The following is a 22,705-nucleotide window of genomic DNA, read 5'->3' on the forward strand; positions in this document are numbered from 1 at the left end:
GCCTTACTGTTGCTGCCCGGTCTGCTTTCCGATGACGGTTCCGTGGAACGTTCCGCCCCGGAAGTCGATGTGGTCGCCCCCGTAGGCCGCTTGGGGCCCCTCCTCGGAGTCGGCGGAACCCGCACCGCGTGGCCGGTGCTTGCGCAGCACCGCCACCGTGACCGCCGCCGCCTGCGCGGCCGCCCGCTGCTGGGAGCCGGCGGCGTCGGCCTTGTGTTTGGCCGCGTCGGCGCGGTCGCTGATGCCCCGGACGACGAGGGCGTCCACCTGGCTGCTCAGGTGCGCCGCATGGGCCGCGCCCGACCCCTCCATCTCGATCGCCCCGGCGTCGCCGTAGTGCGCGCGGATGTGCCGGGCGATCTCGGACTCGGCGTCGGCCAGGACGACGTCCCCCGTGGCGATGGGCATGAAGTGCGCCCGCACGTCGGGCATGTCCCGTACGGCGGAACGGGCCGCCTGCTCCAGTGCGTGCGAGGCCGGCAGGGCGTTCGGGCGGACCAGGAAACCCTCGGGTGTCTGTTTGCCGCCGTGGATCTCGTACACCCGCGTGCCGACCACGACGTCCCCGATCGCGATGTCGTCCTTCAGGCTCCCGGCGACCCCGACGAAGAACACGGCCTCGGGGTGCAGCCAGTTGATGAGCTGCGTGGTGAGCGCGGCGGCCCGTTCGGCACCGACCCCCAGTTCCCCGAGGGCGACGTGCCACGCGGTGTCGGGGAGTTGGCCCACCTCGACTCGGGTCCCGTCCCGGTGGACGAGCTCCCGCCGGTTGTCGACGTACGCGCGGACCGCGGCGTATTCGAGAGGGAGCGCGGTCAGGACGAGAGCGGTGGGCTGGGTCTCCGGCACACTCTTAAGGTACTGCCGGGGGAAGGGGTCGTAGTGCCGGAACGAGACGTCACCGTGGGGCAGTTGCTGCTCACCGAGTACCAGACCGTCAAGGACGAGCAGAAGACGCGGATCGGGTTCCGGGACAATCTGCTCTACGTCACGCTCACCGTGGTCGCCGCGGTCATCGCCGCCGCCGCGCAGGCCAAACAGACCTCGATGCTGCTCGCCCTGCCGCCGGTGTGCGTCGTGCTCGGATGGACCTACCTCGTCAACGACCAGAAGATCTCCGCGATAGGGGCCTATGTGCGCGGGGAGTTGGCGCCCCGACTCGCCCGGGCCGCCGGCGCGGAGGGAACAGCCGTCTTCCAGTGGGAGACCGCCCATCGCGGGGACACCCGGCGGTTCTCGCGCAAGGTCGTTCAGTGCGTCGTGGACCTGCTCGCGTTCTGCGTCGTCCCGCTGAGCGCGCTCGTCGTGTACTGGAGCGGGGGCGGCGACTTCGCGGGCCTGCTGTTCCTCTCCGTGGCCGAGGCCCTCGCGGTGCTGGGGCTGGCCGTGCACATCGTGTTGTACGCCGTGCCGTTCCGGGCGGGGAGCGAGGCGGGGTGAGCGATCACATCGACTTCCGGGGCGGGGAGTTCACGGGGCCGGTCATCGGGAAAGCGGAGTACCGGCAGCCGGCGCCCGCGCCCACCGCGCTGGACGCCCTGCCCGCGAAGGCGGCGGGCTTCACCGGCCGGGACACGGAGCTGGCGCGGTTACGGGAGGCCCTCGACCCCGGCGCCGGTTCTGGTGAACCGCAGGCCGTGCTGGTCACCGCGGTGTCGGGGCTTGGTGGCATCGGCAAGACCGCGCTGGCGGTTCAGGCGGCGTACGCGGCTCGGGGCGAGGGGTGGTTCCCGGGCGGGGTGCTCTTCGTGGACCTCCACGGGTACGACGACTCTCCCGTCACGGCTGACCAGGCACTTCAGTCGCTGCTCCGGGCGCTGGGAGTCGAGCCGGAGCACATTCCCGCCGCGGCGGACGAGCGGGCCGTCCTGTACCGGTCCCTGCTGGCGGAGCGCGGCGCGGTGCTGATCCTGGCCGACAACGCGTCGTCGCCGGATCAGGTACGGCCGCTGCTCCCGGGCGGCGCCCGGCACCGGGTCCTCGTCACGTCCCGGGACCGGCTTCCCCAACTCGGGGCGCGGCTCGTGCCGTTGGACCAGCTCGCCCCCGAGGCCTCGTACGGCCTTCTCGACCTCACGCTGAGAATCGCGAACCCCGCCGACAGCCGCGTCAGGGACGACGCCGAGACGTCCGGGCGGCTCGCCGCGCTGTGCGGGCATCTTCCGCTGGCCCTGCAGATCGCCGTGGCCCTGCTGGCCGAGGACCAGGACAAGCCGGTGTCGGAGCTCGTCGACGAACTCACCGAGTCCCGGGACCGGCTGGGCCACCTCGATGACGGTGAGCGCAGTGTCCGTGCCGCCTTCGATCTCTCCTACCGCCGCCTCCCGCCCGCACAGGCCCGCCTCCTGAGGTTGCTCGCCCTCGCTCCGGGGCCCGAGGTGAGCGACGAGGTCGCCGCCGCGCTGGCAGGGTCACAGGCCCCTCCGACGGCGGACTTGAGGGCGCTGGCGCGTGCGCACCTCGTGGAGCGGGGCAGCGGGCGCGGCCGCCGGCGGCTGCACGACCTGGTGCGGGCTTTCGGGGCCGGCGTGGTGTCCGGGGACGCGGGTCTGCGGGAGGAGGGGGAGGCGGCTCGGGAGCGGGTCCTCGAGTGCTATCGCCGGTGGGTGTCGGCGGCCGACGACCGTCTGCGGTGGCGGCCGGGGATGGCGGAGCCGGAGCGGTTCGCGGACCGGGAGCAGGCGCTGGTGTGGCTGGACGGGGAGCGGCCGGGGCTGGTGGCCGCGGTGCTCTGGGGGCGGGAGAGGCGGTTCGCGCACACGGCGGTGCGGCTGGCGGAGCGCCTCACGGAGTACCTCAACTGGGGACGGCACTTCGACGACTGGATCGCCGTCGCGCAGGTGGCGCAGGTTGCGCAGGAGCTCGCGCACCACGCCGGGAACCGGCCGGGCGAGGCCGTCGCGTGGGACAACCTCGGTCTTGCCCTGCGGTATGCGGGCCGGGCGGGAGAGGCGATCGGCGCGCACACCCGGGCCCGTGACGTGTACCGGGCCGAAGGCGACCGTCATCACGAGGGCCTCGTCTGGAACCACCTCGGTTGCGCCCTGCTGCAGGTGGGCGATGCGGGGGCGGCGGTCGACGCCCACACGCGGGCTCGCGACCTGCTCCGGGCCGAAGGCGAGCGGCACGGTGAGGGCAGGGCCTGGAACAGCCTCGGCCTCGCCCTGCGCGAGGTGGGCCGGGTGGCGGAGGCGATCGACGCGCACACGCGCGCCCGCGACCTCTACGAGGTCACCGGGGACCACCACCGCGTGGGCAGGGCCTGGCACAACCTCGGCCTCGCCCTGCGGGAGGCGGAGCGGACCGAGGAGGCGATCGAGGCGTACGGCAAGGGCCTGGAGGTCTACCGGGAGTTCGGCGACGTGTACGGCGAGGGGCAGGTCCTCATGGCGCTGGCCCACGCCCATGAGGTCGCCCACCACCCCGAAGAAGCCCGCACCGCCTACCTCCGGGCCGCCGATGCCTACACGCGCGCCAACGCCCCCACAGAGGCCGGCCAAGCCCGAGCCCACGCCGTCGCCCTCACCGCCCCGAAGCCCCCCGCACCCACCGATAGACCAACTCAGGTCTCCCCACCTGCCCGTACACCGGAGTCCGTTCCGCTCTCCCCGCCTCCACCAGGTGTTCCAGGTAGCGGCGGGCCGTGATGCGGGAGATGCCCACCGTCTCGGCGACGCCGGCCGCGGTGAGGCCCTCCTCGGCCTCGCGCAAGGCCGCCGTGACGCGTTCCAGGGTGGGGGCGCTCAGGCCCTTGGGCAGGGCTGCGGGGGAGGGGGCGCGCAGGGTCGCCAGGGCGCGGTCGACCTCGTCCTGGCCGCTGGCCTCGCCGACCGTCGCGCGGAACTCGGCGTAACGGACGAGCCGGTCCCGCAGCGTGGCGAAGGTGAAGGGCTTCAGGACGTACTGCACGACGCCGAGCGAGACGCCCTCCCGCACCACGGCGAGATCCCGCGCCGAGGTCACCGCTATCACGTCCGCGTGATGACCGGCCGCCCGCAGGGACCGCGCGAACTGCAGCCCGTGTACGTCCGGCAGGTGCAGATCCAGCAGCAGGAGATCCACCGGCGTACGGTCCAGCAGCCGTCGCGCCTCGGCCCCGGTGCGCGCCTTGCCGACCGCCACGAACCCGGGCACCCGGCCCACGTACATCACGTGCGCGTCGGCGGCGACCGGGTCGTCCTCGACCACGAGTACCCGAATCGGCTGCCCGCCCGTCATACCTCACCTCTCGTCACGGCGCCCTGCCCGGCCGCGTCGGCCGGACCGGCGGCCCGGCCCAGGGGCAACCGCACCTCGAACACCGCACCGCCCTCCTCGGCCTCCGCCACCGTCAGCCTGCCCTCGTGCCGGGTCACCGCCTGCCGGACCAGCGCCAGGCCGAGTCCTCGCCCACCCGGCCCGGCGGGCTTCGTCGAGAACCCCCGCTGGAATACCAGCTCGGCATGGGCCGGATCCACACCCGCGCCCGTGTCGGACACACGCAGGACCAGGGCCCGCGCGTCGTCGGCGTCGTCGGCGTGCGCGGTCACCGTCACCCGCGCCGTCACACCGCCCTGCGCCGCGTCCACCGCGTTGTCGATCAGGTTGCCGAGGATGGTCACCAGGTCCCGGGCCGGCAGGGTGGCCGGGAGCAGGCCGTCGTCCAGGCGGCTGTCCGCGGAGACCACCAGCTCCACGCCCCGCTCGTTCGCCTGCGCCGTCTTGCCCAGCAGCAGCGCCGCGAGCACCGGCTCGCTCACCGCCGCGACCACCTGGTCCGTCAGCGCCTGCGCCAGCTCCAGCTCCGCCGTCGCGAACTCCACCGCCTCCTGGGCCCGGCCCAGCTCGATCAGGGAGACCACCGTGTGCAGGCGGTTCGCGGCCTCGTGGGCCTGCGAGCGCAGCGCCTGGGTGAAGCCGCGCTCCGAGTCCAGCTCGCCCATCAGGGACTGGAGTTCGGTCACGTCCCGGAGGGTCACCACCGTGCCGCGGCGCTCACCGCCCGACACCGGCGAGGTGTTCACCACCAGCACCCGGTCCGCCGTCAGATGCACCTCGTCCACCCTCGGCTCCGAGGCCAGCAACGCCCCGGTGAGCGGCGCCGGCAGACCGAGCCCGGCCACCGACTGCCCCACCACGTCCTCCTCGGACGCCACCCCGAGCAACTCCCGGCCCCCGTCGTTGATCAGCGCCACCCGGAACTGCCCGTCCAGCATCAGCAGCCCCTCGCGCACGGCGTGCAGCGCCGCCTGGTGGTAGTCGTGCATCCGGCTGAGCTCGGCCGCGTTCATGCCGTGGGTGTGGCGGCGCAGCCGGGCGTTGATGACGTACGTGGCGACCGCGCCCAGGACGAGCGTGCCGGCGGCCACCCCGACGAGGGCCGTCACCTGGCCCTCCACCCGCTGGCTGATCGCCTCCACCTTGATGCCCGCGCTCACCAGACCGACGACCCTGCCACCGTCCCACACGGGGGTCACGGCACGGACGGACGGGCCGAGCGTGCCCGTGTACGTCTCGGTGAAGTGCCCGCCCCGCTGGGCCCTGCCGATGTGGCCCAGGAACCGCTTGCCTATCTGGTTCTTGTCGGGGTGGGTCCAGCGGATGCCCTGCGGATCCATGATCGTGACGAAGTCGACGCCGGTGTCGCGCATGACCTTCAGCGCGTACGGCTGCAGGCGCGCCGAGGGGGAGGGGGTGCGGATCGCGTCCCGTACGGAGGGGGCGTCCGCGACCGAGCGGGCCACCGCCATGGCCTGGCGGCCCGCCGCCTCCTCGGCCTGGCTGCGGTCGCTGACGTAGGTGAACAGCGCGTATCCGGCCACGACGACCGCCAGCAGCACGGCCTGCATGGCGAAGAGCTGGCCGGCCAGGCTGCGGGGTTTCGGGACGGCGGGGATGCGCATGACGTCAGTCTGCCTCCGGGTCAAGCGTGAACTAAATGAACGGAAGGGTGACCGGCCTCACAGAGCGGGAGATAGTCGCGGCATCCCCCACTCCCGGACGTGAGCCGCACGCCGGTGATGCCGACGAAGACGTCAAGGAGGGCAGCCGTGGCCGCCAGTACCCCCGATACGGCACCTGCCGCAACCGCCGTGAAGCGGGACCGCACCCATTACCTGTACATCGCCGTCATCGCCGCGGTGGCGCTCGGCATCGCCGTGGGGCTCATCTGGCCCGACCTCGGGGTCGAGCTCAAGCCTCTCGGTACCGGCTTCGTGAACCTGATCAAGATGATGATCTCGCCGATCATCTTCTGCACGATCGTGCTCGGCATCGGCTCGGTGCGCAAGGCCGCCAAGGTCGGTGCCGTCGGCGGTATCGCGCTCGGCTACTTCCTCGTGATGTCGCTGGTCGCGCTAGCCATCGGGCTCGTCGTCGGCAACGTCCTGCACCCGGGCGACGGGCTGCACCTCACCGACGCGCTCAAGCAGACCGGGCACGACCAGGTGTCCAGCGACGCGCTGCCGCCCGTCGACTTCGTGCTGTCGATCATCCCGGTGACCTTCGTCTCCGCCTTCACCGAGGGACAGGTGCTGCAGACCCTGCTGGTGGCGCTGCTCGCCGGGTTCGCGCTGCAGGCGATGGGTGAGGCGGGCCGGCCGGTGCTGCGCGGTGTCGAGCACCTCCAGCGGCTCGTCTTCCGCATCCTCGCCATGGTGATGTGGGCCGCGCCGATCGGTGCCTTCGGCGCCATCGCCGCCGTGGTCGGTTCGGCGGGCGTCGACGCGCTCAAGAGCCTCGCCGTGCTGATGCTCGGCTTCTACGTGACCTGCTTCCTGTTCGTCTTCATCGTGCTGGCCGCGCTGCTGCGCGTGGTCTCCGGGCTGAACATCCTCTCGCTGTTCAAGTACCTGGGCCGGGAGTTCCTGCTGATCCTGTCGACCTCCTCCTCCGAGTCGGCGCTGCCGCGGCTCATCGCGAAGATGGAGCACCTGGGCGTCAGCAAGGCGGTCGTCGGCATCACCGTCCCGACCGGTTACTCCTTCAACCTCGACGGCACCATGATCTACATGACCATGGCGTCCCTCTACATCGCCGACGCGCTCGGTACGCCGATGTCCATCGGTGAGCAGATCCCGCTGCTGCTCTTCCTGTTGCTCGCCTCCAAGGGCGCGGCGGGCGTCAGCGGCGCCGGTCTGGCCACGCTGGCCGGCGGTCTCCAGTCGCACAAGCCCGCGCTGGTCGACGGCGTCGGTCTGATCGTCGGCATCGACCGGTTCATGAGCGAGGCCCGCGCCCTGACGAACTTCGCGGGCAACTCCGTCGCCACCGTCCTGGTCGGCACCTGGACCAAGGAGATCGACAAGGACCGGGTGCGGCAGGTGCTGGCCGGCGAGCTGCCGTTCGACGAGACGACCCTGCTGGACGAGGACCGGGCGACCGGGTCCGCCGGACTGCCGGAGCAGCACGGGGACGGCGACACCGAGAAGGAATTGGCCAAGGCCTGACCGCCCGGCTTTCGCCGGCGCCCGGCCCCGCCCGACCCGGGCTTGCCCGACCGCCGAGCGCCCGGCCCCGCCTGAACCGGGGCCGGGCGCCCGGTCCATGACGCCGGGCGGCCGAGACTCCCCCCGTAACTCGGCCGCCCGGTCACCTGCCGACGAGCCTCTCCTCGCTCAGCTTCGCCACCAGTTCGGTGGCCCCGGAGGCGGGCACGCCCGCCGCGATCAGCACACTGACCGCGGCGGTGCGGCCCGCCTCCTGTGCTGCCAGCAGGCCGTCGTTCACCGCCTCCATCACCGCGAACAGCATCTGCTCGTGCACGTACGCCAGTGCCGCCGCCGGCAGCGGTGAGGTGAACGTGCCCCGGTCCAGGCCCTGCTGCAGCACCTCGGCGCAGGCCTCGCGGACCGGCGTGAGGCGCTCGCGGATGCCCTGCACGGTGACCGTGCGCTGGGCCAGCGCGACCAGCAGCCGGTAGCGGTCGGCGATGTCCCAGATGCACAGCACCGAACGGGCCACCGCCTCCGCCGGGTCCGCGACGCCCTCGCGGCCGGCGGCGTGCGCGGCGGCCAGTGCGTCCACCGCCCCGTCGACCAGCGTGCTGATCAGTGCCTCGCGGCTCGGGAAGTGCCCGTACACCGTCCGCCGTACGACCCCCGCGGCGCGGGCGATCTGGTCCATCGAGGCGTCGGGGTCGCGCAGCAGCTCGGCGAGGGCGACGTCGAGGATGCGGCGCCGATTGGCGTCGGCGCGGCTGGTGTTACCCGTGGTCATGGTTGTCATTCTGCACTCTCCTCGACTTGCACAGCGCTGTGCAACGACGTACATTGCACACTGTTGTGCAATTGCACGATGCTGTGCAAGTTCTTGTTGCACGTCCCGTCGCGCGCATCGTCGAGGAAGGCATCCCCTGCTCATGCGACTCGTCATGAACGAACCGGTCGAAAGGACGGACCGCCCCTACGCCCGGCGCTGGTGGGCGCTCCTCGTGCTCTGCCTGAGCCTGCTGATCATCGTGATGGCGAACACCGCCCTCACGGTCGCGGCCCCCGACATGACCCAGGACCTCGGCCTCTCCAGCGCCGACCTGCAATGGGTGATCGACGGCTACACCGTCCCGTACGCCGCGCTGATGCTGCTGCTCGGCGCGATCGGCGACAAGTACAGCCGCCGGGGCGCGCTCGTCCTCGGGCTCGTCGTCTTCGCGGGCGGCGCCGTCTCCGGCTACCTCGCCGACAGTTCGACCGCGGTCATCGCGGCCCGCGCCGTGATGGGTGTCGGCGCCGCGCTCATCATGCCCGCCACGCTCTCCCTGCTGGCCGCGACCTTCCCGAAGCGGGAGCGGGCCAAGGCCATCACCCTGTGGACCGCCACCGCCGGACTCGCCATCGCCGCCGGTCCGGTGGTCGCGGGCGCGCTGCTGCGCGACCACGGCTGGTCCTCGACCTTCCTGATCAACGTGCCCGTCGCCGCCGTCGCGATCGTCGGCGCCCTCGTCCTCGTCCCGCCGTCCAAGGCAGGGCACCACGACCGGATCGACTACGTCGGCGGTGTGCTCTCGGTGGTGTGGGTCGGCGCCCTGGTCTACATGATCATCGAGGGGCCGCACTTCGGATGGGGCGTCAAGGCCGTCACCGCCGCGGTCGTCGCGGGCACGGGCCTGCTGGCCTTCGTGCTCTGGGAGCTGCGCCACCCGCGTCCGGTCCTGGACGTGCGCCGCTTCACCGGCCGCCGGTTCGCGGGCTCCAACCTCGCCGTCGCCCTGTTCTTCCTGGCCGTCTTCGGCGCCTTCTACTACCTCACCCAGCACCTGCAGTTCGTCCTCGGCTACGACGCCCTGGACACCGGCGTGCGCATGCTGCCGCTGGCCGGCGCGGTCTTCGTCGGCTCGGCGCTGACCGGCTGGCTCACCCCGTGCGTCGGCATGAAGTGGACGGTCGGCGCGGGCATGGTCGGCGGCACCACCGCGCTGGCGCTGCTGACCCGGGTGGACGCGGCCTCGACGTACGGCGACTTCGTCGCCCCGCTCGTCATCCTGGGCCTCGCCATCGGACTTGCGCTGTCGCCCTGCACGGACGCGATCATGGGCTCCTTCCCGGAGTCCGACCTGGGCGTCGGCGGCGCGGTCAACGACACCTCGCTGGAGCTCGGCGGCTCGCTCGGCATCGCGATCCTCGGCTCGCTGCTGTCCACCTCCTACGACCACCACCTCACCGACGCCACCGCCGGCAGCAAGCTCCCGGCCGACGCCCTGTCCTCCGCCCAGGACTCGGTCGGCGCCGGCTACGCGGTCGCCCAGGGCATCGGCGACAAGGCCCACCAGCTCGCGGCGCAGGCCGCGCGGACCACCGACCCGCAGCAGGCCGCCAAGCTCAAGGAGCAGGCCGGTCAGCTCGCCACCGGAGCACGGCAGATGGCCGACGCGGTCGGATCCTCCTTCTCCGACGCCGTGGCCCACACCAGCCTGGTCGGCGCGGTGATCCTGGGCATCGGCACGGTCGTGGTGGCGCTGCTGCTGCCGCGCCGGGACGCGTCCGCGGCCCCGACGGAGCCGGCGGCCGAGGAGAAGGAACTGGCGGACAGCTCGGCGCACTGACCCCTCGCGCCCCCTCCTCACCTCCATCCACTAACGTGCCGTGCCGGATCAACCGGAACGGCACGTTCGTTTGGCGCGTCCCTACGGGGCGAACGCACTTCTCGTATGGAGGCACGGGGGATGAAGATCGACTGGGACCGGCGGCACTGCGCGCGGAAGGGGCATGTGACCTACGCGCCGGACGATCCGACGCTCCGGGAGCGGCTGCACACCCGGACCGCCGTTGGCGACGCCTGGCGCTGCCTGCGCTGCGGCGACTTCGTACTGGGCGAGCCGCGCGGCTCGGGCCCGGCGGACGACGCGCCGCTGGTGCCGCGCGGCAAGGTGCTGCGCGACCTGTTCGTCCTGCGGTTCCTGGCCGTCGAGCGGGCCGTGCGCGGGGTGTTCATCGTGCTGGTCGCGGTCGCGGTGTGGAAGTTCAGCAACAGCCAGGATGCGGTACGACGGCTGTTCAACGAGTACCTCGACGTCCTGCGGCCGGTCTTCCGGCACTTCCACTACGACCTCGACCACTCGCCGGTGGTCGGCTCGATCCAGAAGGCCTTCGGCTACAAGCACTCCACGCTGCTGCTGGTGGCCGCGCTCCTGCTGGCGTACGCGCTGATCGAGATCGTGGAGGCCGTCGGCCTCTGGTACGCCAAGCGCTGGGCCGAATACCTGACGGTGGTCGCCACCGCGGCCTTCCTGCCGCTGGAGATCTACGAACTCACCGAGCACGTCAGCTGGTTGAAGATCACCACCCTGGTCCTCAACATCCTCGCCGTCCTCTACATCGCCCTCACCAAGCGCCTGTTCGGCCTGCGCGGCGGCCGCAAGGCCTTCGACGAGGAACGGCACAGCGCCTCCCTGATGGAGGTGGAGGAGTCGGCGGGGGTCGCCGTCTAGGGTGAACCCGGCCCAAATCCTTTGACCCGTCCATCTGTTCGGCCCAGGCTTGGAGTCCTTGACGCGGACACGAGGCACGGAGGTGGCCATGGGGGAACCGGACGGGGTGGAGATCGTCAGCGCGCGGGAGTACCGGGCCCGGTACGGACCGGACAGGGAGGGGTCACCCCTCTCGCTGGAACAGGTCAACGGGCTGTTCCACGAGTTCCTCATGGCGGTCGCCCGCCCGCGGCCCAAGGACGGCGACAGCCGCCGCGACCTCGCCGCGCGGCTGCGCGAACACCTCGGGTCGGCGCCCACGGACCGGCCGGTGGTGAAGGCCGCCTACGCCTCTTTCGACCTGCCCAACGTCCATCTCGCCCTGGAGCGCTGGTTCGCCGCGGACGGCCGCGCGCACGAGCTGATCGGCATGCGCGGTGCCCAGCACCATGGCGACCTCACCCTCGGCGACATCATCGACGCCGCCGACCGCTACGACCGCTTCGTGGTCGGCGCCGTCGACTACGCCCACCTGCCGATCTCCCCCGACACGGAACTGGCCTGCGTCTCCTGCGGGTTCTACCTCGGTACGGAGGGCGAGGAGCGGTTCGTCGTCCTGCTGCGCGGCCCGCAGGACCAGTACGGGCTCAACAAGGTCGAGATCGAGGTCCTCGCCGCCGACAAGGGGTTCGCGGACCGGCTGCTCGCCGAGATCGACGCGCTCGTGCGCGAGCACAGCGTCTTCCGCGGACAGGTGCTCTCCTTCGAGGGCTCGGAGTTCGGGCACGGCCTCGGCCCGTTCCGCTTCCACCGCCGCCCCGGCCTGACCCGTGACGACATCGTGCTCCCGGCCGGACTCCTGGAGCGGGTGGAACGGCAGGTCGTGGGCGTGGCCCGGCGGCGCGAGCAACTGCGCGCGGCCGGCCAGCACCTGCGCCGGGGACTCCTCCTGTACGGGCCGCCCGGCACCGGCAAGACCCACACGATCCGCTATCTGCTCTCCCACCTCCCGCAGTTCACGGTGGTGATCCTGTCCGGCGAGAGCATCGAGGCCATCGGCCCGGCCTGCGCGCTGGCCCGTATGCTCCAGCCGGCCCTCGTCGTCCTGGAGGACTGCGACCTGATCGCCGAGGCCCGCGACTACGGCGGCGGCGAACAACCCCTGCTCTTCCAGGTGCTGAACGAGATGGACGGGCTCGGCGACGACGCCGACGTCGCCTTCCTGCTCACCACCAACCGCGCCGACCTGCTGGAACCGGCCCTCGTGCAGCGCCCCGGCCGCGTCGACCTCGCCGTGGAGATCCCGCTGCCGGACGCGGAGGGCCGCGCGGCCCTGCTCGGCCTGTACGGCGCGGGACTCGGCCTCGGCAAGGACATCGCCGACGAGGTGGTGGGCCGTACGGAGGGCACGACGGCGTCCTTCACCAAGGAGCTGGTACGGCGGTCCGTGCTGATCGCGGCGGAGCGCGAGTCGCCCCGCACCGAACCGGAGGACGTCCGCGAGGCCCTCGACGAGCTCCTCTCCGACCGCGACCGCCTGACCCGCCGGCTGCTCGGGGTGCGGGACGGCGACGCCGACGAGGACGACGAGGACGACGAGGACGACGACATCGCCGGGCACGGGGGACCGCCCACCGGCGAGTGGCTGCTGGGTCCGCGCCCCGGCCCCTCTCCCCGCTGACCGCGGGCACGACGGCCCGCCGGACCCCTCAGCGAGCCGTCGTGACCGAGGCGTCCAGCCGGGCCAGTTCGGTGGCGTCGAGCACCAGGTCCGCCGCGGCCGCCGAGTCCCGGATCGTCTCCGGACGGCTCGCTCCCGGAATCGGTACGACGGTCGGCGCCTGGGCCGACAGCCAGGCCAGGCAGACCTGCTGGGGGCTCACCCCGCGCTCCTCGGCGACGGTGTGGAAGGCGCCGAAGCGCACCTCGCCCGTCATCCTCGACGGTCCGTCCAGGGAGCTGCGGGAGATGCCGCCCAGCGGGCTCCAGGGGAGGAACGCCAGCCCCAGCTCCGCGCACAGCCGCAGCTCGGCCTCGCTGCCTCGGACGGCCGGCGAGTACTGGTTCTGCACCGCGACCAGCCGGTCGCCCAGGATCCGGTGGGCGGTGCGGATCTGCTCGACGTCCGTGTTGGAGACGCCGGCCAGCCGGATCTTGCCCTCGTCGAGCAACTCGCGCAGCGCGCCGACCGACTCCTCGAACGGCACCCGGGGATCCGGTTTGTGGAGCTGGTAGAGGCCGATCGTCTCCACCCCGAGCCGCTTCAGCGAGGCCTCGGCGGCCGCCTTCAGATGGCGTGGGGAGCCGGTGACCGTCCAGCTGCCGTCGGCCGGTCTGCCGCGACCGCCCTTGGTCGCCACCAGCACGTCGTCCGGGTCGCCGCCGTAGGCCGCCAGCGCGCGGGCGACCAGCAGCTCGTTGTGGCCGGGCTCGGCCCCGGGCAGGTGGTAGGAGTCCGCCGTGTCCAGCAGCGTCACCCCCGCGTCGAGCGCGGCGTGCACGGTGGCCAGGGCGCGCGCCTCGTCGGGGCGGCCCTCGATGGACAGGGGCATGGCGCCGAGCCCGACCGCGCCGACCCGCACGTCGCCGAGGAAGCGGTACCGCATGTCAGGCGTCCTTTCCGAGCGTCTCGGACACGGCGCACGGCAGCCAGTCGCGTGCCTCGCCGAAGGTGAAACCGAGCCGTGCGGCACGGGAGTTGTCCATGCCGTAGGAGCGGAAGAAGGAGAAGGGGGAGACCTCGCCGACCTCGACCCGGCGGAACACCGCCTCGCCGTCCGGGAGGTGGGCGGCCACCGCCGCGCACAGTTCCTCGGTCGTCAGCGTCCCGTGCGAGGCGGCGTTGACCGGGCCCGTGAAGTCCTCGCCCGCCGCCCAGAACAGGAAGTCCGCGATCTCCTCGACATGGATGTAGGTCGCCGGGTGGTTCACGACGGGCACGGAGACCGGCTCGCCGGTGCGGACGCGGTCCGCGTAGTGCTGCAGCCGTCCGGTGAAGTCGTCGTCCCCGCCCAGCACATGGGCCACGCGGACGGTCACGTAGGGGAAGGCGGGCTCCGCCGAGAACACCGCCTCCGCCTGCCGCTTGCCCTCGCCGTAGTGGGCGTCGAGGAACTCCGGCTCGTCCCAGGGAAGCCGGAGGTCGACGGAGACCGTGAGCGGATCGACGGCGGCCTCCCGCACCGGGTCGGCCGAGTCCTCGTACTCGTACACCTCGACCGTCGACGTCATCACATAGCGGCGGGTACGGCCCGCGAAGACCCGGCGGGCGACCGCCGCCTGGCGCGGGGTGTAGCAGACCTGGTCGACGACCACGTCGAAGGTGCGGTCGCCGAGCGCCTCGGTCAGAGAATTCTCGTCATTCCGGTCCGCGACGAGATGAATTGCGCCCGCGGGCGGCGCCGAGGAGCCCCGATTGAGAACCGTCACCCGGTCCCCGGCGGCCAGCAGCCGCGCGATGAGCCGCTTCCCGAAATAGCGGTTGCCGCCTATCACCAGCACTTCTCGTCCCTGTCTCATGGAGCATAATTCTCCCGGCGTATCGACGCCGACTGAAGGGGAGGACATGGGAGTTCCGGCCGTCGCACCGAAGGAACCACGGCCCGCGCGCCCCGCCGCCGGGGAAACGTCGGCGGCCTTCGACGCGCTCGACCGCCAGATCCTCGGGCTGCTCCAGGCCGACGGCCGGATGAAGCTGAGCGAGCTCGGGCGCCGGGTCAGGCTCAGCCCGGCGGCGGTGACCGAACGGGTACGGCGGCTGGAGGCCGCGGGCGCGATCACCGGGTACGCCGCCCAGGTCGCCCCGGCCCGCCTCGGCTACGGCATCCAGGCGTTCATCCGGGTCAACCCGCACGGCGGCTACACGCTCAGGCACCCGCGCACCCTGGAGCTGCTCGACCGCCCGGAGATCATTGAGGTCCACCACGTGGTCGGCGAGGACTGCTGGATCCTCAAGGTCGCCGTCACGGACACCGTCCACCTGGAGGAGATCCTGGAGCAGACCTCGGCGCTGGGCCGGACCACCACGTCGATCGTGCTGTCCTCGCCGGTACCGCGCAAGCCGCTGCTCCCGCCGGCCTTGCCTTGACGTCAGCGTCAACGCCTACGGTCGTACCCATGCGAATCGGCGAGCTGGCCGCACGGGCCGGGACCACCACGCGGGCGCTGCGGTACTACGAGTCGCGGGGGCTGCTGCCCGCGCGGCGCGACGCCAACGGGCACCGGTCCTACGACGAGCGGGACCTCACGCTGCTCCGGCAGATCAGGACGCTGCGCGACTTCGGGTTCGACCTGGAGGAGACCCGGCCCTTCGTGGACTGTCTGCGGGCCGGGTACCCGGAGGGCGACTCCTGTCCCGCCTCGCTCGCGGTCTACCGGCGCAAGCTGGACGAGCTCGACGCGCTGATCGGTGAGCTGGGGGCGGTGCGGGCCCAGGTCGCCGGCCAACTTGGGCGGGCCGAGCGGGCGCGCGACGAACTGGCCGCCGAGGCGCTGGTTCCGGGGGGTCCGGAACCCGGGTGCGAACTGGGAGGGCACGAGGGGTGACCAGGACGAGCGGTCTGGCCGAGGTGACGGACGCGGACTTCGAGGCGGAGGTGATCGGCTCCGACCTGCCGGTGCTGGTGCAGTTCACGGCCGACTGGTGCGGGCCGTGCCGGCAGCTGGCGCCGGTGCTGAGGGACATCGCCTTCGAGGAGGGCGACCGGCTGAAGATCGTGCAGCTGGACGTGGACCGCAATCCGGGGACGACCATCGCGTACGGCGTGCTGTCGACGCCGACGCTCATGGTCTTCCGGGACGGCGAGCCGGTGCGGTCGATGGTCGGGGCGCGGCCCCGGCGCAGGCTCCTGGAGGAGCTGTCCGACCTGCTGTGAAATCCCGCCGGACACGAAGAAATCCCCTGGGCAATTGCGCCCGGGGGATTTCTTTGCGTATATTCAATGGTTCGCGACTTCAAGTGGATGGAATCGCGAAGAAGTTCAGTGGGCACAGTATATCCGGGTGGGAGCGGCATTGTCAAACACCGAATTTCCAGACCATGAATTGCGGCGGGAACAGGAATTCATCGACGGGCTGTACGCGCGCGTGGACGCGCTGCGCGGTGACACCGAGGATTCCGTGGCGGACGCGCTCTCCCAGGGCGACAAGCCGATGCAGGCCCGGCTGGAGCGGGACATCCTGGTCGCCGAGCGGTCCGGGCTGCTCGCCGCGCTGAACGCCGTGGACGGTTCCCTCTGCTTCGGCCGCATCGACCTGTCCTCCGGCGCCACCCACCACATCGGCCGCATCGGCCTGCGCGCCGACGACGCCGAGCGCACCCCGGTGCTCATCGACTGGCGGGCCGACGTCGCCCGCCCCTTCTACCTGGCCACCGGCCACACCCCCATGGGGCTGCGCCGGCGCCGGCACCTCACCACCAGCGGCCGCACCGTGACCTCGCTGCACGACGAGATCCTCGACCTCGGCGACGCCACCCGCACCGGGTACGAGGACCCGACCGGCGACGCCGTGCTGCTCGCCGCGCTCAACTCCGCCCGCACCGGCCGCATGAGCGACATCGTGCAGACGATCCAGGCCGAGCAGGACGAGATCATCCGCGCGCCCCACCGGGGAGTGCTGGTGGTCGAGGGCGGCCCCGGCACCGGCAAGACGGCGGTGGCCCTGCACCGGGCGGCCTATCTCCTGTACGAACACCGGGAACTGCTCGCCAAGCGGGCCGTCCTGATCGTCGGCCCCAACCCGGCCTTCCTCGGCTACATCGGGGAGGTGCTCCCCTCACTCGGTGAGACCGGCGTGCTGCTGGCGACGGTCGGCGAGCTCTTTCCGGGCGTGCGGGCGACGGCCACGGACACCCCGGCGGCGGCCGCCGTCAAGGGCCGCGCCGACATGGCGGACGTGCTCGCCGCCGTCGTCCGCGACCGGCAGGCGCTGCCCGACCCGGTCGTCGCGATCGAGCACGACCGCGAGATCCTGATGCTCGACGACGGCCTGGTGAACGTGGCCCGCGAGCGCACCCGCGCCACCGGGCTGCCGCACAACGTGGCCCGCGAGCACTTCGAGGGGCACATCCTCAACACGCTCACCGACATGGTCGCCGAGCGCATCGGCACCGACCCGTACGACGGCACCAATCTGCTCGACCCCAGCGACATCACCCAGATCCGCGACGAACTCGCCGAGAACCGCGAAGTCTGGTCCGCCATCGACCAGTTGTGGCCGAGGATCACCCCGCGGCGGCTCGTCGCGGACTTCCTCGCCGAGCCCGAGGGGTACGTCGACGACGCGGACGCCGCCGCCATCCGCCGCCCGGTGACACGGGCCTGGACCGTGGCGGACGTACCGCTGCTCGACGAGGCGGCCGAACTGCTCGGCGAGGACGACCGGGTGGCGCGGGCGCGCGCGGAACGCGAACGCGAGACGCAGGTCGCGTACGCGCAGGGCGTGCTGGACGTCTCCTACGCCTCCCGGACGTTCGAGTTCGAGGACAAGGAGGACAGCGATCCCGAGGGTTCGGAGGTGCTGTCCGCGCACGACATCATCGACGCCGAGCGGTTCGCCGAGCGGCACGAGGAGGAGGACCTGCGCAGCGCCGCCGAGCGGGCGGCGGCCGACCGGACCTGGGCGTTCGGGCACATCATCGTCGACGAGGCGCAGGAGCTGTCGCCGATGGCGTGGCGGCTGCTCATGCGGCGCAGCCCGACCCGCTCGATGACCCTGGTCGGCGACCCGGCGCAGACCGCGGAGGCGGCGGGCGTCGGCTCCTGGCGGGGCATCCTGGAGCCGTACGTCGAGGACCGCTGGGAGCACACCCGGCTCGGCGTCAACTACCGCACCCCGTCCGAGATCATGGACCTCGCCGCGGCCGTGGTCCGCGCCGAGAACCCGGACTTCGAACCGCCGAGCTCGGTCCGCTCGACCGGGGTACGCCCGTGGATCCGCCAGGCCGTGGCCGGCCTCCCCGCCGCCGTGGCCGAGGCGGTCGCCGAACTCACCCCGGCCGAGGGACGGTTGGCGGTGATCGCCCCACGCGAGCTGCACCGCTCCCTGGCCGCCCGCCTGGACGGCGTCACGGCCGGGGCCGACCCCGACCTGACGCACACGGTCGTCCTGCTCGACCCGCGCCAGGCCAAGGGCCTCGAATTCGACTCCGTCCTGGTGGTGGAACCCGCCGCCTACGGCACGAGCGACCTGTACGTGGCCCTGACCCGGGCCACCCAGCGGCTCGGGGTGCTGCACACGGGCGCCCTGCCCGACAGCCTCAGGCAGGCCGCAGCCACACCGTGGACAGAGGCGGCAGGGTCAGGCGGACGCTCGTCGCGCGACCGTGATGGGGGTGGGGTTCCGGTTTGACGGGGTGGGGGTTGGTGACGTCGCTGCCGCCGTAGCGGGCCCCGTCGGTGTTGAGGACCTCCAGCCAGGCGGGGACGTCCTCAGGGACGCCGAGGCGGTAGTCGTGGCGGACGACGGGGGAGAAGTGGGAGACGGCCAGCAGGGGGGTGCCGTCCGCGTCCAGGCGCAGGAACGCCAGGACGTCGTCGTCCGCCGCGTCGCCGACGATCCACTGGAAGCCGGCCGGGTCGGTGTCCCGCTGCCACAGGGGCGGGGCGGCGCGGTAGACGGTGTTGAGGTCGCGGACCAGGTCGCGGACGCCGCGGTGGTCCGCCTCCGCCCCGTATCCCGGGTCCAGCAGCCACCAGTCCGGGCCGTGCGCCTCGGACCACTCGGCGCCCTGGGCGAACTCCTGCCCCATGAAGAGGAGTTGCTTGCCCGGGTGGGCCCACATGAAGCCCAGGTAGGCGCGGTGGTCGGCGCGCTGTTGCCACCAGTCGCCCGGCATCTTCGACACCAGCGAGCGCTTGCCGTGGACCACCTCGTCGTGCGAGATGGGCAGGACGTAGTTCTCGCTGTACGCGTACACCATCGAGAAGGTCAACTCGTGGTGGTGGTACTTGCGGTGGACCGGCTCGTGGCTCATGTACTCCAGCGAGTCGTGCATCCAACCCATGTTCCACTTCAGCCCGAAGCCCAGCCCGCCGAAGCCGCTCGGGCCCTTGTGGTGGGTGGGGCGGGTCACGCCGTCCCAGGCGGTCGACTCCTCGGCGATGGTCACGACCCCCGGGCAGCGCCGGTACACCGTCGCGTTCATCTCCTGGAGGAAGGCCACCGCGTCCAGGTTCTCCCGGCCGCCGTGCTCGTTCGGCGACCACTGGCCCGGCTCGCGCGAGTAGTCGAGGTAGAGCATCGAGGCGACCGCGTCCACGCGCAGGCCGTCGATGTGGAACTCCTCGCACCAGTACACCGCGTTGGCGACCAGGAAGTTGCGCACCTCGCGCCGGCCGAAGTCGAACTCCAGCGTGCCCCAGTCGGGGTGGGCGGCCCGCAACGGGTCCTCGTGCTCGTACAGCGGGCGCCCGTCGAACTCCGCCAGCGCCCATTCGTCGCGCGGGAAGTGCGCCGGCACCCAGTCCATCAGGACCCCGATGCCGGCCCGGTGCAGGGCGTCGACCAGGAACTTGAAGTCGTCGGGGGTGCCCAGCCGGGCCGTCGGCGCGTAGAAGCCGGTGACCTGGTAGCCCCAGGAACCGCCGAAGGGGTGCTCGGCGACCGGCATCAGCTCCACGTGCGTGAAGCCGAGGTCCTTGGCGTACGCGGGCAGTTGCTCGGCCAGTTGGCGGTACGTCAGACCGGGGCGCCAGGAGGCGAGGTGGACCTCGTACACCGAGAACGGCGCCTCGTGCACGGGTGTGGACCCGCGCCGCGCCATCCACTCGGCGTCGCCCCACTCGTAGCGCGAGGTGTGCACGACGGACGAGGTGTTCGGCGGGGTCTCGGTGTGGCGGGCCATCGGGTCGGCGCGCATGGTGCGGGTACCGTCCGGGCGGGTGATCTCGAACTTGTACAGTTCGCCCTCGCCGATGCCCGGCACGAACAGCTCCCACACCCCGGAGGAGCCCAGCGAGCGCATCGGGTGGCCGGTGCCGTCCCAGAAGTTGAAGCCGCCGGCCACGCGTACGCCCCGCGCGTTCGGCGCCCACACCGAGAAGCGGGTGCCGGTCACTCCCTGGTGCGTCATCGGCTCGGCGCCCAGCGCCTTCCACAGTTGCTCGTGCCGGCCCTCGCCGATCAGGTGCAGGTCGAACTCGCCGAGCGTGGGCAGGAAGCGGTACGCGTCCTCCGTCTCCCGCACCGCCTCCTCGTAGGTAACGAGCAGCCGGTACGCCGGCACCTCGCGCAGCGGCACCAGCCCGGAGAAGAAGCCCTCGCCGTCGTCGTGCAGCTCGGCCCGCAGACCGCCGGAGACGACGGTGACCGCCCGCGCGTACGGCCTGAAGGCCCGGAAGGCAACGCCTCCGGGTACCGGGTGGGCGCCCAGGACTCCATGCGGATCGTGATGGTCACCGCGGAGCAGCCGCTCCCGGTCACCGGCGTCGAGAGCGGGGGAGACGGCTATCTCCAGTGGAGCGGGCTTCTTCGCGTGGGCCGCGGCCGCCTTCTTCGTCACCGCCTTCCCGGCCGCCGCCTTCGTCGCCGCTTTCTTGGTCACCGCCTTCTTCGTAGCCGCCTTCTTCGTAGCCGACTTCTTCGCGGCCGAGTTCTTCGCGGCCGAGTTCTTCGCGGCCGACTTCTTCGTCGCCGCACTCTTCGCCGGGGTCTTCTTCGCCGCGGCCTTCTTCACGCTCTGCTCGGTGGCGGCGGTCTTGTCGACGGCGCTCTTCTCCACTTCCGGCTTCTTCGGTTCCGGGCCGCTGGACGGGGTGCGGGGGGTCACGTGCGGAGCCTCCTCGGCGAAGGTGATCAGGTCGGTCAGGTCGGGTCGGACGTGGCGAGGCGGCGCACCGCCGACAGCGGTACCGGGAGCCAGTCGGGGCGGTGCCGGGCCTCGTAGACGACTTCGTAGACGGCCTTGTCGGTCTCGTAGGCCCGCAGCAGCACCGGATCGGTCCGCGGATCGCGGTCGGCGACCTCGGCGTACCCGGCGCAGTACGCGGCCCGGCACGCGGTCGCCCAGTCGGGCGCCGCGGGGTTCACCGAGTGCGCCGCGTAGTCGAAGGAGCGGAGCATCCCGGCGATGTCCCGCACCGCCGGCTGCGGCATGCGCCGCTCGGCGAGTGGGCGGGCCGGTTCGCCCTCGAAGTCGATCAGCGTCCACTGGCCGGAGGGCGAGCGCAGGCACTGGCCGAGGTGCAGGTCGCCGTGGATGCGCTGGGCGGTCCAGGTGCGCCCGTCGGCGGCCAGGTCGGCCAGCGCCTCGAAGGCGGAGCGCAGCCCCGGCTCGTACGGGCCCAGCGCGGGCACCGCCCGTACGGCCGACTCCAGCCGCTCGACCATGCCGTCGACCAGGAGCCGCAGCCGGCTGTGGCCCAGCGTGACGGTCGGCAGCGCGCGGGCGAGCGCCGTGTGCACCTCGGCCGTGGCCCGCCCCAGCGCCCGCGCCTCGGCGGTGAAGTCCTCGCCCTTGGCCAGTTCGCGCAGCGCCAGCTCCCAGCCGTCGGTCGCACCGCGCACGAAGGGCTGGAGCACGCCGAGGACGTACGCGTCGCCGACGTCGCTGATATCGCCGATGTCGCCATTGACGTATCCCCGCAGCCATGCGGTCGGCGCGGGCACCCGGGCACAGCCCTCGCGGGCCAGGGCGAGGGGTATCTCCAGGTCGGGATTGACACCGGGAACGATCCGGCGCAACAGCTTCAGGATGAACGTATCGCCGTAGACGACCGAGGAGTTGGACTGCTCGGCGGTCAGCATGCGGGCCACGAGTCCGCCCCGGATCTCCTGGCGCGGGTCCCGCTCGAAGCGAAGCCCGCCGATGCGGGCCTGGGTGCGCAGGGCCTCCAGGAGCACCTCGGCGGGCCGGGGGTCGTACAGGGCGTCGTAGACCGTGTGCCCGGCGAGCGGGCCGTCCGCGACGTGTCCGATGAGCGCGGGCGCGAGCCGGGGCGGCAGCGCCTCGCGCACGCCTATGAGGAGTTGGTAGATGTCGCCGGGGTGGGCGGCGGCGCCGAGCATGGGCGGCTGGTGGGCGCGCACCAGCAGATGGTGCAGGCCGAGGCGGCCGGTGGTGTCCCGCTGGTCGAGCGAGGCCGACAGGGTGCGGGACGGCAATATCGCGGTGTCCGCGACCAGGGAGAAACCGGTGACCGGGCGCCCCTTGCCCGCGAACCACCGTTGCCTCGGCAGCCACTCGCGCAACAGTGGATCGAGCGACGCGAGGAAGTGGCCGGGAGTCGTACCGGAAGGGGTGACTGTGTCCGCCATGGCGTCACGTCCTTTCCCCGGGTCGTCGGGGTGATACTGATGCGTGCCCAGGGTGGGGCAGGGGAAACCGCCCCACCCGGGGGTGGCTAGGCGGCGTCCGCTCGGAGCCGGAACCAGTAGAAGCCGTGGCCCGCGAGGGTCAGCAGGTAGGGCAGCTCGCCGATGGCCGGGAAGCGCACCCCGCCGAACAGTTCGACGGGATGCCGGCCGTTGAACGACCGCAGGTCCAGCTCGGTGGGCTGCGCGAAGCGGGAGAAGTTGTGGACGCACAGGACGAGGTCGTCCTCGTACTCCCGCAGGAACGCGATCACCGCCCCGTTCGACGACTGCAGCTCGGTGTAGGACCCCAGTCCGAAGGCAGGATTCTGCTTGCGGATCTCGATCATGCGCCGGGTCCAGTGCAGCAGGCTGGACGGGGAGGACATGGAGGCCTCGACGTTGGTGACCTGGTAGCCGTAGACCGGGTCCATGATCGTGGGCAGGTAGAGCCGTCCGGGGTCGCAGGAGGAGAAGCCCGCGTTGCGGTCGGGGGTCCACTGCATGGGGGTGCGGACGGCGTCGCGGTCA

Annotated in this window: 18 protein-coding genes and 1 pseudogene; 10 read left to right on the forward strand and 9 right to left on the reverse strand. The window is 72.1% G+C overall.

All coding sequences use genetic code 11. The annotated features are described in order from the left end of the window. Positions 1 to 3: 3 nt before the first annotated feature. Positions 4 to 849, reverse strand: coding sequence for a 5'-methylthioadenosine/S-adenosylhomocysteine nucleosidase (locus IPZ69_RS31130; RefSeq protein ID WP_235457991.1), 846 nt, complete (start codon positions 847 to 849; stop codon positions 4 to 6). A gap of 33 nt (positions 850 to 882) precedes the next feature. On the opposite strand from IPZ69_RS31130, the gene IPZ69_RS31135 reads away from it, so the two are divergent. Continuing rightward, entirely contained in the window at positions 883 to 1,440 is a 558-nt protein-coding gene (locus IPZ69_RS31135) for a hypothetical protein (protein ID WP_235457992.1), read from the forward strand. Then, positions 1,437 to 3,527 (forward strand): annotated as a pseudogene (locus tag IPZ69_RS31140) (tetratricopeptide repeat protein); the annotation flags it as partial. The gene IPZ69_RS31135 and the pseudogene IPZ69_RS31140, both read left to right, overlap by 4 nt. Here IPZ69_RS31140 and IPZ69_RS31145 read toward each other — a convergent pair. Both IPZ69_RS31145 and IPZ69_RS31150 read right to left on the reverse strand, forming a co-directional pair. Then, a complete protein-coding gene (locus IPZ69_RS31145; RefSeq protein ID WP_235457993.1) occupies positions 3,523 to 4,218 on the reverse strand; it encodes a response regulator in 696 nt (231 codons plus the stop codon). The pseudogene IPZ69_RS31140 and the gene IPZ69_RS31145 overlap by 5 nt on opposite strands. Then, positions 4,215 to 5,882: a sensor histidine kinase gene (locus tag IPZ69_RS31150; RefSeq protein WP_235457994.1), complete on the reverse strand. Its 1,668-nt coding sequence runs from the start codon at positions 5,880 to 5,882 to the stop codon at positions 4,215 to 4,217. The genes IPZ69_RS31145 and IPZ69_RS31150 overlap by 4 nt, the downstream gene beginning before the upstream one ends. A gap of 147 nt (positions 5,883 to 6,029) precedes the next feature. Here IPZ69_RS31150 and IPZ69_RS31155 point away from each other — a divergent pair, with 147 nt between their 5' ends. Then, the gene (locus tag IPZ69_RS31155; protein ID WP_235457995.1) at positions 6,030 to 7,427 is read left to right on the forward strand and encodes a cation:dicarboxylate symporter family transporter; all 1,398 of its coding nucleotides are present in this window, start codon (positions 6,030 to 6,032) and stop codon (positions 7,425 to 7,427) included. A gap of 142 nt (positions 7,428 to 7,569) precedes the next feature. Here the strand turns inward: IPZ69_RS31155 and IPZ69_RS31160 are convergent, their stop codons facing one another. Beyond that, complete coding sequence (locus IPZ69_RS31160; protein ID WP_235457996.1) at positions 7,570 to 8,205, reverse strand: TetR/AcrR family transcriptional regulator; 636 nt, start codon at positions 8,203 to 8,205, stop codon at positions 7,570 to 7,572. Positions 8,206 to 8,338: 133 nt separating this feature from the next. Between IPZ69_RS31160 and IPZ69_RS31165 the strand changes: the two genes are divergently transcribed. The 3 genes from IPZ69_RS31165 to IPZ69_RS31175 all read left to right on the forward strand — a co-directional run bounded on the left by IPZ69_RS31165 (position 8,339) and on the right by IPZ69_RS31175 (position 12,563). Continuing rightward, positions 8,339 to 10,018 carry an MFS transporter gene (locus IPZ69_RS31165; protein ID WP_235457997.1) on the forward strand — a complete coding sequence of 560 codons (1,680 nt, stop codon included), beginning with the start codon at positions 8,339 to 8,341 and terminating at the stop codon, positions 10,016 to 10,018. 120 nt (positions 10,019 to 10,138) lie between these two features. Continuing rightward, entirely contained in the window at positions 10,139 to 10,903 is a 765-nt protein-coding gene (locus IPZ69_RS31170; protein ID WP_235457998.1) for a DUF2127 domain-containing protein, read from the forward strand. An 88-nt stretch (positions 10,904 to 10,991) separates the two neighbouring features. Further along, entirely contained in the window at positions 10,992 to 12,563 is a 1,572-nt protein-coding gene (locus IPZ69_RS31175; protein ID WP_235457999.1) for an AAA family ATPase, read from the forward strand. A 28-nt stretch (positions 12,564 to 12,591) separates the two neighbouring features. Here IPZ69_RS31175 and IPZ69_RS31180 read toward each other — a convergent pair whose 3' ends face one another. Together IPZ69_RS31180 and IPZ69_RS31185 are read right to left on the reverse strand one after the other, a co-directional pair. Beyond that, positions 12,592 to 13,488, reverse strand: coding sequence for an aldo/keto reductase (locus IPZ69_RS31180; protein WP_235458000.1), 897 nt, complete (start codon positions 13,486 to 13,488; stop codon positions 12,592 to 12,594). A gap of 1 nt (position 13,489) precedes the next feature. Continuing rightward, on the reverse strand, positions 13,490 to 14,401 hold the full coding sequence (locus IPZ69_RS31185) for an NAD-dependent epimerase/dehydratase family protein (protein ID WP_235458001.1): 912 nt from the start codon (positions 14,399 to 14,401) through the stop codon (positions 13,490 to 13,492). Between the two features lie 46 nt (positions 14,402 to 14,447). Between IPZ69_RS31185 and IPZ69_RS31190 the strand changes: the two genes are divergently transcribed. The 4 genes from IPZ69_RS31190 to IPZ69_RS31205 all read left to right on the forward strand — a co-directional run bounded on the left by IPZ69_RS31190 (position 14,448) and on the right by IPZ69_RS31205 (position 18,232). After that, the gene (locus IPZ69_RS31190) at positions 14,448 to 14,969 is read left to right on the forward strand and encodes an Lrp/AsnC family transcriptional regulator (RefSeq protein ID WP_235458002.1); all 522 of its coding nucleotides are present in this window, start codon (positions 14,448 to 14,450) and stop codon (positions 14,967 to 14,969) included. Positions 14,970 to 14,998: 29 nt separating this feature from the next. Beyond that, on the forward strand, positions 14,999 to 15,427 hold the full coding sequence (locus tag IPZ69_RS31195) for a MerR family transcriptional regulator (RefSeq protein ID WP_235458003.1): 429 nt from the start codon (positions 14,999 to 15,001) through the stop codon (positions 15,425 to 15,427). Next, complete coding sequence (locus tag IPZ69_RS31200) at positions 15,424 to 15,756, forward strand: thioredoxin family protein (protein WP_308407563.1); 333 nt, start codon at positions 15,424 to 15,426, stop codon at positions 15,754 to 15,756. Before IPZ69_RS31195 ends, IPZ69_RS31200 begins: the two co-directional genes overlap by 4 nt. Before the next feature lie 139 nt (positions 15,757 to 15,895). After that, on the forward strand, positions 15,896 to 18,232 hold the full coding sequence (locus IPZ69_RS31205; protein WP_235458004.1) for a HelD family protein: 2,337 nt from the start codon (positions 15,896 to 15,898) through the stop codon (positions 18,230 to 18,232). On the opposite strand, the gene glgB is transcribed toward IPZ69_RS31205, so the two are convergent. The 3 genes from glgB to IPZ69_RS31220 all read right to left on the reverse strand — a co-directional run. Then, positions 18,141 to 20,651: a 1,4-alpha-glucan branching enzyme gene (gene glgB, locus IPZ69_RS31210; protein ID WP_235458005.1), complete on the reverse strand. Its 2,511-nt coding sequence runs from the start codon at positions 20,649 to 20,651 to the stop codon at positions 18,141 to 18,143. The genes IPZ69_RS31205 and glgB overlap by 92 nt on opposite strands. Before the next feature lie 35 nt (positions 20,652 to 20,686). Next, positions 20,687 to 22,138 carry a maltokinase N-terminal cap-like domain-containing protein gene (locus tag IPZ69_RS31215; RefSeq protein WP_235458006.1) on the reverse strand — a complete coding sequence of 484 codons (1,452 nt, stop codon included), beginning with the start codon at positions 22,136 to 22,138 and terminating at the stop codon, positions 20,687 to 20,689. An 86-nt stretch (positions 22,139 to 22,224) separates the two neighbouring features. Beyond that, a partial coding sequence (locus IPZ69_RS31220; protein ID WP_235458007.1) for an alpha-glucosidase C-terminal domain-containing protein occupies positions 22,225 to 22,705 on the reverse strand: 481 nt, incomplete at its 5' end.

It is taken from the genome of Streptomyces olivochromogenes (assembly GCF_021538895.1).
Taxonomy (GTDB): domain Bacteria; phylum Actinomycetota; class Actinomycetes; order Streptomycetales; family Streptomycetaceae; genus Streptomyces; species Streptomyces olivochromogenes_A.

Bases quoted from the DNA above. Each gene is read 5' to 3' on its own strand.
- IPZ69_RS31175 (WP_235457999.1), top strand. From the start codon at position 10,992: ATGGGGGAACCGGACGGGGTGGAGATCGTCAGCGCGCGGGAGTACCGG.
- IPZ69_RS31190 (WP_235458002.1), top strand. From the start codon at position 14,448: ATGGGAGTTCCGGCCGTCGCACCGAAGGAACCACGGCCCGCGCGCCCC.
- IPZ69_RS31150 (WP_235457994.1), bottom strand. From the start codon at position 5,882: ATGCGCATCCCCGCCGTCCCGAAACCCCGCAGCCTGGCCGGCCAGCTC.
- IPZ69_RS31145 (WP_235457993.1), bottom strand. From the start codon at position 4,218: ATGACGGGCGGGCAGCCGATTCGGGTACTCGTGGTCGAGGACGACCCG.
- IPZ69_RS31170 (WP_235457998.1), top strand. From the start codon at position 10,139: ATGAAGATCGACTGGGACCGGCGGCACTGCGCGCGGAAGGGGCATGTG.
- IPZ69_RS31160 (WP_235457996.1), bottom strand. From the start codon at position 8,205: ATGACAACCATGACCACGGGTAACACCAGCCGCGCCGACGCCAATCGG.
- IPZ69_RS31165 (WP_235457997.1), top strand. From the start codon at position 8,339: ATGCGACTCGTCATGAACGAACCGGTCGAAAGGACGGACCGCCCCTAC.
- IPZ69_RS31180 (WP_235458000.1), bottom strand. From the start codon at position 13,488: ATGCGGTACCGCTTCCTCGGCGACGTGCGGGTCGGCGCGGTCGGGCTC.
- IPZ69_RS31185 (WP_235458001.1), bottom strand. From the start codon at position 14,401: ATGAGACAGGGACGAGAAGTGCTGGTGATAGGCGGCAACCGCTATTTC.
- IPZ69_RS31195 (WP_235458003.1), top strand. From the start codon at position 14,999: ATGCGAATCGGCGAGCTGGCCGCACGGGCCGGGACCACCACGCGGGCG.
- IPZ69_RS31215 (WP_235458006.1), bottom strand. From the start codon at position 22,138: ATGGCGGACACAGTCACCCCTTCCGGTACGACTCCCGGCCACTTCCTC.